The following is an 11,310-nucleotide window of genomic DNA, read 5'->3' as shown; positions in this document are numbered from 1 at the left end:
AGCAGGAGGATGGCCGACAGGGCGAACCCGACGAGTTGCCGGTGAAACCGGCATCCCGACACCGGCCGGGCGACCGAGGCCGATGTCCCGCGACAGAAAGACCTAAGCGGTAGCTTACGAGACACCGAATCACGGTAGTTGGTGACAGGGAATCACGGTCGAGTCCTGCCCCACTACCGACGCACCGACATAACATGGAACTCGATATAGACGACCTGACCCCGCGCGAACGGTCCCGCATCGTCAAGAGCGCGGTCACCCCCCGTCCTATCGCCTGGATCAGCACCGTGGACGAGGAGGGAGCCGATAACCTCGCGCCGTTCAGCTCCTACAACTACGTCTCCTCGAGCCGGCCGGTGGTGCTGTTCAACTCGCCGACCGGGGACGCCGGCGGCCTGAAGGACACCGCGCGGAACGCGCTGGTCACCGGGGAGTTCGCCGTGAACGTCGTCACCGAACCCCACCTCGAACAGATGGACCACACATCCGCACCCGTCCCCGCTAACGAGAGCGAGTTCGACCTCGCCTCCGTCCGGCGGGCTGAGTGCCGGCGGATCGACGCCCCCCGAGTGGCGGACGCCGCTGTCACGATGGAGTGCACCCTCTATGACTCCATATCGATACACGATCGGCTGATGGTTCTCGGCGTGGTCCAGTACTTCCACGTCGCCGCGGAGGTACTGACCGACGATGAGATAGACATGACCAAACTCGAGACAGTGGGTCGACTCGGTGGGCCGTACTATACGGTCGCCACACCGGGGACGTTCAAACGCCGATTCTGATGTATTCTGGACGACGACCGAGCGTACCGTCCCACGATCACTCGGTCGGAGCAGCATCCTCGAGCGGGGGCGTGGCCACCCTCGGTATCCCCCTGCGATACCTACGCGATATGTGAATCCCGATCACGTGTCCGGACCACACACTTATGTTCTCGAGAGGGGCACCTACGGTCGATGACAGGGGAACTCGAAGGACAGACCGCAGTGGTCACCGGAGCCGCTCGCGGGATCGGTTTCGCCATCGCCGAGCGATTCGGTGAGGAGGGCGCGGCCGTCGTTCTCGCGGACGTATCGGACGACGAACTCGAAGAGGCGGCGGCCGTGCTCGACGACCGCGACTTCTCGGTGGCCGCAATCACGTGTGACGTCACCGACCGGGCGGAGACAACCAGTCTCGTCCGTGAGACGGTCGAACGGTTCGGCGGCGTTGACATCCTCGTGAACAACGCCGGCATCGCGAGCCACGCGTCGTTCGCCAACTTGGAACCGGGAGAGTGGGACGAGGTCATCGACGTAAACCTCACTGGCGCGTTCAACTGCTCGCACGCAGTCGTACCGGAGATGGTAGCCGGCGACGGCGGCAGCGTCGTCAACATCTCGTCGATGGCCGGTCGGAACATCAGCTACCACGCGGCCGCGAACTACACGGCGTCCAAGTGGGGCTTGATCGGCCTGACCAAACACATGGCCTGGGACCTCGGCCAGCACGACATCCGGGTCAACGCGGTCTGTCCAGGCTCGACGCTGACACCGCTCACCGAGGGAGCGACGACCTCCGAGGACCGCGAGGAGACGGAGCGAAAGATACCCCTCGACCGGTGGGCGAGACCCCACGACCACGCGGAGGGCGTACTCTACCTCGTCTCCGATGCCGCATCGTACCTGACGGGAACGGTACTGGAGATCGATGGCGGGAAACAGCTCGGCGTCCGCCTCGAGATCTGATCGTCAGAGCCCCGTGAGGTCCCACCCCACGAACGGCTCCTCGGTTTCGAGGGCGAGGGCGTCGCCAAGCTGGGCGATGGTCGTGTAGATCCCGGCCAGCAGGCTCACGCCGATTAGCGACGACTCGTCGAACGAGTCGATGAAGGCGTCGAGAGCGTCATCGTCCACGTTTCCGAGGACGTGAGCGCGCGTATACGCGATGAGTGTCCGATCCGCGGCGTCGAACGGATCGTCCGCTCCGGCACCGATCGCCGCAATCTCTTCGGATGTCAGGCCTTCCTGCAGCCCGATTCGGACGTGCTGATGCCACTCGTAGGCAGCATCGAGTGCACGGCCAACGGTGAGAATGGTTATTTCGCGGCGACGAGGAGAGAGACCACAGTCGGCCCAAACCGTCCGTCCGAACGTACGGAAGGCTTCGAGTAGCGGAGGAGACAGCGCCAGTGCCCGGTAGACGTTCCGCGTAGAGTCCTGAATGAGGTGGCGATACGGTTCCGGAAGCCCTTCCTTTGCCGAGAGTGAGGCGACGAGGTCTCGTGACTCCGGTGGCAGATCCGACCGGTCGGCGAGTTCAATGCGAGCCATGCTAGGCCACTCTTTCGCCTAGCTAATAAACCCGACTCGCACGGGAATCGGTCAGCGGCATCACCTACTATGGATGTCTTCGAGTTTGAGAGTGCAAAACAATAATTTTCGCCCGTTTCGTTGCATCGAAATCCGGATACGGGAAACTAACGCCGTCACGTATACGCTTTCGGTTGAATGACGGCCAAAAGGCCGTTTGACGGGGGCAAACACTAAGTGGTGTGGTTACTCATGCCACCCTATGGACGACACCGCGGATGGCGGGAACTCGCCACGGACGATAGAAGCAGTGGACAAGACGTGCCGGATCGTCGAGGCCGTGCACGAACTCGGCGGGGCGGGCGTCACCGAACTCGCGGAGCGACTCGACATCTCGAAGGGGACGATACACACCCATCTCGCGACGCTCAGTCGGAACGGCTTCATCGTGAAGGACGGCGACACGTACCGCGTCAGTCTCCGATTCCTCGATATCGGGGAGGACGCGAAGATCGGGTCACAGATATACCAGGTCGCAAGGCCAGAGATCAGGGAACTCGCCGAGCAGACCAACACCAGGACACAGATCACCATCGAGGAGTTCGGGATGGTCGTCGTACTCGCGATCGAACGCGGTGAACACACGATCCCGGCACCCACTCGGATCGGAAAGCGGGACTACATGCACTGTATCGCGTCCGGCAAGGCGATACTCGCTCATCTGCCGGAAGAGCGCGTTCGGAGGATCGTTCGCCACCACGGGCTGCCGGCGCGTACCCCCAACACAATCGTCGACGAAGACGATCTCATGGGGGAGCTCGCCGAGATACGGGACCGCGGATACGCGTACAACGACGAGGAGAAAATCAAGGGGCTTCGGGCAGTCGGGGTGACTATTCGAAACGACAGCGGTACCGTTCTCGGGGCAGTTAGCGCATCGGGGGCGACGAGTAAAATGAAGGGGAGTCGGTATCGGGAGGAGATCCCCGAGGCACTGCTGAGCGTAGCCAACACGATCGAGTTCAATATCCGTGTCGAAGAGGGGCAGTTCGAAACGTCGACCTATTAAATGGCAATTGAAACTGATCTAGCGCGACAAGTACCCGAAGCTATTTATTCCCACCATTATGATCCACGATATCGACGGCGAAAGCGGATAACAGTGGTAATCTTGTTATCTCCGTCCCTGATGCGGGATCCCAGAGTGCTCCGACCTCGCTGAGGAGCTCTCCTTGGAGGGCCTTTCGCTCCCCGCCACCAAGCCTCTTCTTCGAGATTCTAACTCTCCGTGAGCGCATTCTCCCGGTTCGAGAGTATCGTGTGGGTCCTCAAGCTCATACCAAGACTCCTCTATCCTCTGCGGTACCTGAAGGACTCCCGAAGAACCGATCTCGAAATCGACTGGACAAACGCCCTCAAGTCCAGAGCAGACATCACCGTGGAGACACCGCACTAGCGTATATGAAAGTTGGGAGATAGAACACAGTAACGGTGGTTCGTATTAGAAGTGATGACTCAGATTCGAACTGCACGTAATCATCGGTCGAATGTGCCTGTAGGCTAAGTGGTAAGACTATCGCTGTCGTCGGCAGCCCGCGACTCGTGAAACTCGCCCATCGTACTCGTCACCCCGAAGAAACCCTCGCTACGCTTACGGACGCTTACAGGCGCTGACCCGGAACGATGGACGTAGTTAGTGCACTGGTCTGAGACGGCGGGATGCGGGTTCGAATAGTGCGATGATGTTCTCACTAATTTTTCTCAAGCGACTGCTTCGGTAATCGTAGTCAAGAGCCGACTCAAGCGGCTCATTTAGGGTTAGTTACGCCAGCTGTTGATCGTCCAGCCTTGATATCGTATTATTTAGTAGGGTGAAAATGCGGGTGTTTGTGCCCCTTTTCTTCTGCCTTACAATAATATAATTAATAATAATATTTTTAGTCGTCTTGTTCGCTCGATTTTGAGTACTCATAGGCGAGATACGCTAGCTATTGTTCCCGTAGCAAGTGCCATCGTAGCGCTCTGTTCCTATCTTCCTCGTCACGAACTTCGTCGAACTATCACCCGTACCGGAGCAGCGTCCTTCCCCACGTGATCGAGTAATTAGTAGTAGTGCAACTACTGTCATCTCTATGAACTCGCGCGGCGTGCGGAGAATATCACACTGTGCCTTAAATGTGATCGGCCTCACGCCGCTCACCGAATTCGGCCACGGTAGATTCGGCCGTACACGGACCTCGATGTACGTCGCATCACACTCGTCTGTATAACGATTGGACTTACGTGCCGTGGGCTTGCTGTTCCAAGGACTGTCACGCGTTAACCACCACGGGTATCCGACTATTCCGTATGCATCGCCAGCTATACTCACCGATGAAAACTAGTCCACACGCTGCGCGATGAGGAGCATACTCAAGTATGCGCCAGAAGGACCTTTCGAGACGTTCACCGGGCAGATCAGCGTTCTCAATTCCACAGTCCCTCTGCGCCGACCGCGCTTGCAGCCTCGGATCTCAGAACGCGAGTCGGCCCTGCATCGTGATCGGTAGCAGTATACCCGCTCTGCTTGCGGGAACCCTTGCTTAGCGTACGAATAGAAGGGCAGTTATTTCTGAAGAGCCCGTTTACAGTGTATGCTGGATGGGTGAAGGCACTACTACAACAGACGCTCTAATGGGAGCGAGAAAAGCGCTAAGATCGTTATTTAACCGGATGATATACGAGCGAAAGTATACCATGATTCAGGAACGAAGGTCACCACGACAGGTCGTGGCACGAGAAACTGTGTGCACCGACCATAATAAATAGACGCAGGAATAGTAGAACGGAGGAAGAAGGACAATACCAGCAGAATTGATCCGTAGAGGCGGTAGTTCCCGACCCAATTAGAAGTACCTACTCGTACCAAGGCGATACAAATCCGACATCTATGGTATCACTGTCTAGGGAGCTGGTGCGTGCCACGGAGTAGATAGCCGAATAAAGCATAATTCCGGCTCGCTACCGCGGTAACGCGAACGACGGTGGTTCGACGGGGGGCCGCCCGAACGACGGCCTAGTCGTCCGTTTCGACGGCCTCCGGAGACGTGACGCCCTCCCGCTCTCCCGTGATCGGCGTTTTGCGCCAGATGGTGGCCCCATAGATCACGAACAGGGACTCGAGGACCAACGAGCCGATGATCACCCAGGTCCAGAGCGGGAGGCCCAGCGCGGCTCGCGCGTTCCAGCTCTGCGGAGCGTACCAGGGGACCATGAGAGCGAGAACGACGACGAGGCCGATCCAGAACGACCTGTTCTGCGCGGGAAGGATGTACTTGACGCCGTTCTCGTCGTCCGGGTACTCTATCGAATTGTAGTGCAGGATCTCCCGGGCGCGCTCCGTCTCTTCGTCAGTCCCCGAGAGGTAGCTGCCGCCCAACAGTACGACGGAGTTGACGAGGAGTCCGATGATGCCCGCATGGATTCCGAAGGGTTCGGCGTGTCCCGTAAAGTAGAGGGCCACGGCTACCGCAGCGCCGACGAGCATCCCCGCGATCGCGGGGTTGCTCTTCACCCGCGAGGAGTAGAGGCCGAACACGAACACCGGCGTCGCCTGGAGCAGGAACTCGAACTTCAGTTGGGTCCACCCCCAGATCGTGAGATTCGGCGTGAAGGAGATCACGATGGCGAGTCCCAGGAAGATCGCCAGGAACGCCCGACTCACGTTGATGACCCGCTGGTCCGGCGCGTCGGGGTTGACAAACCGTTTGTAGAGGTCCTTCGAGATCGCCATCGAGAGCACCATCACTGCGGCCCCCGCCGTCGAGAGCGTCGCCATGATCACTCCCAGAGAGATGAGCGAGGGCAACACGGTCCCCCCCTGGGTCACGGCGAACGACCCCATGAGATACGGGACGAGTTTCTCCGACTGCAGTTCCGACAGGCCGGGGAACACGCCGGCTCCGAACATCCCGATCACCCACAGCGTGAGCGCCGCGAAGAGGAAGATCGGCGCTTGGAGTTTGAAGGTCGTCCTGAGGTCCTTCGCGTCGTCCACGCCGAGGTAGAACTGCTGGATGTGGAGATACGTGGGCAGCCCCAGCAGTACCAGTATCACCGTGCTGTACCAGCCCACCATCGTCGAGTCCGTGGGAAGCGTCAGCTTGTCCGGGGCGGTCTGCCAGACCGTATCGATCTGTGCGGTGAACCCGCCGAGATAGCCGACGAGGACGAGCATCAGGAACAACGCGAACAGCATCAGCGCCCCCTGTACGGCGGCAGCTAGTGCGGTCCCTCTGAAGCCACCGAGTCCCACGTAGACCAGGATGATGACCCCGAAGAGGATAATCACCGCCTCGTACGGGATCAGGCCCCCCGAGGCGACCTTGCCCAGATAGCCCATCGCGAAGAACTGCTCCGTGAACTGGACGAACGTCCCCCAGATCATGAAGAGCAACGCCAGTCCCGCGACCCTGTTGTCGAACCGATGCTCCAGGTAGTCGACCGGGGACGTGTACCCCCACTCCTGTCCGAGATTGATGAGCGGTGGTGCTATGATGAGCGCGCCGATGACGCCGGCCACCATGAACTGGGGGTACACGAGGAACCAGGCTCCGGACCGATACGTCGCCGCGGCGTATCCGAGAAACGAGTTCCCGCTGTAGGAGTCGGCGAATATCGAGAGCGCGATGACCACGAAGCCGAGTGACTTGCTCGCGGAGAAGAAGTCGTCCAGGTCGGCACCGACGCTTTTCCGGTACGAGTACCAGCCGATACCCACCATTCCGGCGAGCGCGGTCGCCGTCAGGACGATCATCGGCCAACCGAGTGAGACTGTCTGTGGCTCTACCATTGCTACGATTCGGGGGTGACTGGGTTCGTGACGAGCGCGATACCGCTATCGTTGTGATCGAGTGCCATACAGTACCTGTCTCATCATCGTGGATTATATACCTTGGGTTATGCGCCGAGCATAACTAGCGAGCGACGAGTCGGAAGACCGTTCCCGGCGAGACATCGTCGGACGGTTCGACGACGGATGGTTCGCCCACGACAGCGGCGGTGAGGTTCCCGTTCTCGTCTCCACAGTCCAGCGTCGACGAGTCGAGCCGGCGGCCCGAGAGGGGCCATCTAGCATCGCACAGAGGCCGGCGACCGCTCCGAACGTGGAGCGATCAGCATCTCCGTTCCGACCGACTCCCCTGCCTCTAGGCTCTTAGAGGGGGAGTACGCCGAGGCCGTTCGACAGACGGCCAGCGAACTATCGTTACAGTTGAAGCACAACTGACCCTCGTACTCTTACGGGCGAGCCCGTGTTGAACGTGTGAGGAGATCGTTGTCGATATCGGGCGACAATCGGATTCTCGGGTGCGGTAGTAACGGAATCTTCCCTGACGGATGGGTAACATTCATACGGATGTTATGTGAGCACGTTTCCAGGCTGCTCCCTCTCCGGGAGTCGAGGTATCGGTGAACTTCGGGCGGGAGTACTACCACGCGTCAGACGATCCGCGACGTTCCGACGGACAGGGGTCCATTATCTCCTACAAAGGGCCTCGCTCTGAGCAGTAGTGACGAGGGCTCTGTTTTGCGGGAGTCGTCGACCAATCCTGAAAGCGCGTAGATCCGGTAATGCCGGACACCGAATCACCGTGTCAAAACGTGACATAGGGTCTTCAGGTGGAGCACACATTTCGAAAGGTGTAGAGATACAGCACAGTCGGTTCGTTTTCGGAGAACGCCATCGGCGTTCGCGACCTAGTAGTCCGAGTTACGACAGTGTTGTATACGATAGTAAACACTACCGTCCGGCAGTACCGGAAAGTTGATGCGGGCGGGGGATAGACCGGGAGTATGGCGCGAAAACTCCCCGTCAACTCCCTCCGGATCACGTTCGAGGTTCTGGAGGAGATAGTCGACCGCAACGGAGCCGGAGTCTCCGAACTGGCGGAAGCGATCGGACGCCCGAAGAGCACGATATACGACCACATAACCACCCTGTACGAACTCGAATACCTCGATCAGACCGATGGGAAGTATCACATCACGTCCGACTTCCTCAGGATGGGCGATCTCGACCGGCAGAACCGAAAACTGTACCAAGCGGCGAACAACGAACTCCGACGACTCGCCGATGAGACCGGGGAGCACGTGAGCCTCACGGTCGAAGAGCACGGACGAGCGGTCATCATCGCAACCGAGGAGGGTGATCAGGCGATTCCGGTTCACATCTTCGACGGGATCCCGATGAACATGCACACCGCTGCGCCCGGAAAGGCGATCCTGGCTTTCCTTCCGGCCGACCGCATCACGGAGATCATCGAACAACACGGCTTGAAGCGCCGCACGAAGAACACAATCACGGACCCGGACACCCTCTACGAGGAACTCGAGTGGATCAGAGAGAACAACTACGCGCTAGACGACGAAGAGCGGCTCACGGGTATGCGGTCGCTCGCCGTTCCCGTTATCGATCGCGACGACCGAGTTCGAGGCTCCCTGACGATATACGGTCCGACGAACCGCATCGACGACCACCTCTTCCACGAGGAATTCGTCGATCTGCTCCTCCGGTCGGGGAACATCGTCGAGGTCCTGATGAACTACGATTAGTCACCCTGCTTTGAGGATACGATCTCCGCCCATCCGTCGTCGTAGTCCGCGAAGTAGTTGAAATCGGCGACGACGGAGGCGAACTTCCAGCCGCTTCCCTCGTTGGTGTATTCGTCGCGATACACCCCCTGTATCCAGCCGGCGTTGCCATCGCGGAACGTGCACGGGACTTCGAAGTACCACCGACCGGTCGCCGAGCGACCATCGATCGTGAGTATCGGGTTGTGGACCATGTGCGCGAGGAACGGGTGTTCCTTCCCGACGATATTCTCCGCGAAGTCACGGATCGCGTCCCGACCGTTGAACTCCCCGACAGGACCGAAGTTCATGTGTGCGTCGTCCGTGAAAAGATCGACGAACCGGTCCCATTGCCGGGCATCGATACGGTAGCAGTACTCCGCCCGGAGTTCTTTGATCGCCTCTCTGTGCTCGAGTCGAGTAATGCGTTCTTCTACGTTCATTGGATTAGAGACGGGGTAGTGATCGGATTGTTTCTTCGATATCGTCAGCGCCCGGAACGACCGCATCAGCGAGTGCTGGCGAGAACGGGATCGGCGTATCGTCGACACCGATCACTTCGACGGGTGCCTCGAGGTGATAGAAGGCGGCCGACTCGACGCGTCCGGCAATATAGGACGCCGGTCCGTTCTGGATGACCGACTCGTCCGCGACCACGACCCGGCCGGTCTTCTTCGCGCTCTCGACGAGCGTTTCGCAGTCGAGCGGCTTCAGCGTGCGAGGGCTGATGACCTCGAGGCTGATCTCGCCTTCGAGGGAATCGGCGAGGGCGAGCGCGTGGTGCAGCATCAGTTGCGTCGCGATCACCGTCACGTCGTCACCCTCCCGTTCGACGGCTGCCTCGCCGAGGGGTATCGTGTACGACTCCTCCGGCACCTCGCCTTCGCGATTGTACAGCTCCATGTGTTCGAAGAACAACACGGGGTCGTCGGAGCGAATGGAACTCTTGAGGAGTCCCTTGGCATCGTACGGGGTGCTAGCGAGCACGACCCGGATGCCCGGCATGTGCATGAACAACCCGTGGAGGCTCTTCGAGTGCTGGGCGGCGGCATTGAATCCGGCGCCACCGTTGACCGTTCGAACGGTCAGTGGAACCGTCACGTCGCCACCGAACATGTATTTGAACAGTCCCGCCTGGTTCATGACCTGATCGGCAGCCAGACCCATGAAATCAGCGTACATGATCTCGGCGATGGGTCGCGATCCGATCAGCCCGGCGCCGGCACTGCTCCCCACGATCGCTGCTTCACTGATCGGCGTATCGATGACGCGCCTGGATCCGAATTCGTCGTGGAGGCCCCTGGTCACACCGAAACTCCCGCCGGCCTCGCCCACGTCTTCCCCGATCAGATAGGCCGACTCGTCCCGGGAGAGTTCCTCGTGGAGTGCGTCGTTTACAGCGTCCCGCATCGATCGCTCGGCCACTCAGATCACCTCCGTGTAGACACCCTCGAACGCAGTCCCCGGATCAGGATAGTCGCTCTCCCGGGCGAATTCGACGGCTTCGTCGATGCGCGTGGCCGCGCTCTCACGCATCTGTTCGACGTCGTCTTCGGTGAGGTCTCCGGAATCGAGCAGTGACGCTTCGAGAGCCTCGATGGGGTCTCGTTTCTGCCACCCCTGGAGTTCTTCCTCGGTACGGTAGGTCATCGGATCACCCTCGTAGTGGCCCCGATAGCGGTACGTTTCGCAGACGAGAAGGGAAGGCCCCTCGCCGTTACGCGCCCGCTCGACGGCCGCGTTCGTCGATTCGTAGACCTCCTGGACCACCATTCCGTCGACGGTTTCGGTCTGCATTCCGTAGGTCTCACCCCGCGACGCGAAGCCCTCGACGTGATGCTGCTTCTCGGCCGGCGTCATCTCGCCGTACTGGTTGTTTTCGCAGACGAAGACGACGGGGAGGTCTCTCACCCCGGCTAGATTCATCGACTCGTGAACGGGGCCCTCCGCCATCGCTCCCTCCCCGAAAAAGGAGAGACAGACGTTATCGCGGTCGCGTTGCTGAATCGACAGGCCGGCCCCGACCGCCAGTGATGGTCCGGCGCCCACGATTCCGTTTGCGCCGAGCATTCCCCTATCCACATCGGCGATGTGCATACTCCCGCTCTTACCGCTGCAGTAGCCCGTTTCCTTGCCGAACAGCTCTGCCATCATCCTGCTCGGGTCGAGCCCCTTCGCTATCGAATGCCCGTGACCGCGGTGGGTGCTGGTGATATAATCGTCGTCCTCGATGGCCGAACATGCGCCGACGGCGACCGCCTCCTGACCGATGTAGAGGTGGACGAATCCGGGGAGTTCGTTCCCCTCGAACAGCGAACTCACCCGGGTTTCGAACTCCCGGATGAGTATCATCTCACGGAGTTGGTCGGTGAGGAGGTCTGGATACTGCTCTACGGCATCTGGCATA

The 11,310-nt window shown here is 59.8% G+C and carries 9 protein-coding genes; 4 read left to right on the top strand and 5 right to left on the bottom strand.

The genetic code is table 11. The features are described from left to right. Nucleotides 1-194 precede the first annotated feature (194 nt). On the top strand, nt 195-785 hold the full coding sequence (locus tag P1K31_RS16230; protein WP_276306354.1) for a flavin reductase family protein: 591 nt from the start codon (nt 195-197) through the stop codon (nt 783-785). A 174-nt stretch (nt 786-959) separates the two neighbouring features. Further along, nucleotides 960-1,730, top strand: coding sequence for an SDR family NAD(P)-dependent oxidoreductase (locus P1K31_RS16225; RefSeq protein ID WP_276306353.1), 771 nt, complete (start codon nt 960-962; stop codon nt 1,728-1,730). Nucleotides 1,731-1,733: 3 nt separating this feature from the next. On the opposite strand, the gene P1K31_RS16220 is transcribed toward P1K31_RS16225, so the two are convergent. Beyond that, nucleotides 1,734-2,315: a carboxymuconolactone decarboxylase family protein gene (locus P1K31_RS16220; RefSeq protein WP_276306352.1), complete on the bottom strand. Its 582-nt coding sequence runs from the start codon at nt 2,313-2,315 to the stop codon at nt 1,734-1,736. Between the two features lie 241 nt (nt 2,316-2,556). Between P1K31_RS16220 and P1K31_RS16215 the strand changes: the two genes are divergently transcribed. Beyond that, nucleotides 2,557-3,363, top strand: a complete 807-nt coding sequence (locus P1K31_RS16215; RefSeq protein ID WP_276306351.1) for an IclR family transcriptional regulator — start codon at nt 2,557-2,559, stop codon at nt 3,361-3,363. A 1,986-nt stretch (nt 3,364-5,349) separates the two neighbouring features. On the opposite strand, the gene P1K31_RS16210 is transcribed toward P1K31_RS16215, so the two are convergent. Continuing rightward, on the bottom strand, nt 5,350-7,089 hold the full coding sequence (locus P1K31_RS16210) for a sodium:solute symporter family protein (protein WP_276306350.1): 1,740 nt from the start codon (nt 7,087-7,089) through the stop codon (nt 5,350-5,352). A gap of 1,037 nt (nt 7,090-8,126) precedes the next feature. On the opposite strand from P1K31_RS16210, the gene P1K31_RS16205 reads away from it, so the two are divergent. Continuing rightward, complete coding sequence (locus P1K31_RS16205; protein WP_276306349.1) at nt 8,127-8,885, top strand: IclR family transcriptional regulator; 759 nt, start codon at nt 8,127-8,129, stop codon at nt 8,883-8,885. Here P1K31_RS16205 and P1K31_RS16200 read toward each other — a convergent pair. The 3 genes from P1K31_RS16200 to P1K31_RS16190 are packed head-to-tail and all read right to left on the bottom strand — an operon-like array spanning nt 8,882 to nt 11,309. Beyond that, nucleotides 8,882-9,346, bottom strand: coding sequence for a nuclear transport factor 2 family protein (locus tag P1K31_RS16200; RefSeq protein ID WP_276306348.1), 465 nt, complete (start codon nt 9,344-9,346; stop codon nt 8,882-8,884). The two genes, P1K31_RS16205 and P1K31_RS16200, sit on opposite strands and share 4 nt — an antisense overlap. A gap of 4 nt (nt 9,347-9,350) precedes the next feature. Next, nucleotides 9,351-10,313 (bottom strand): alpha-ketoacid dehydrogenase subunit beta, encoded by a 963-nt coding sequence (locus P1K31_RS16195; protein WP_276306727.1) that lies wholly within the window; start codon nt 10,311-10,313, stop codon nt 9,351-9,353. 15 nt (nt 10,314-10,328) lie between these two features. Continuing rightward, nucleotides 10,329-11,309, bottom strand: a complete 981-nt coding sequence (locus P1K31_RS16190; protein WP_276306347.1) for a thiamine pyrophosphate-dependent dehydrogenase E1 component subunit alpha — start codon at nt 11,307-11,309, stop codon at nt 10,329-10,331. Between the last annotated feature and the right edge of the window lies 1 nt (nt 11,310).

The sequence above is a fragment of the Halomarina halobia genome, assembly GCF_029338575.1.
Taxonomy (GTDB): Archaea; Halobacteriota; Halobacteria; order Halobacteriales; family Haloarculaceae; genus Halomarina; species Halomarina halobia.
The sequence above is the reverse complement of the archived record's forward strand: the minus strand, read 5'-3'. Positions and strand labels throughout refer to the sequence as shown.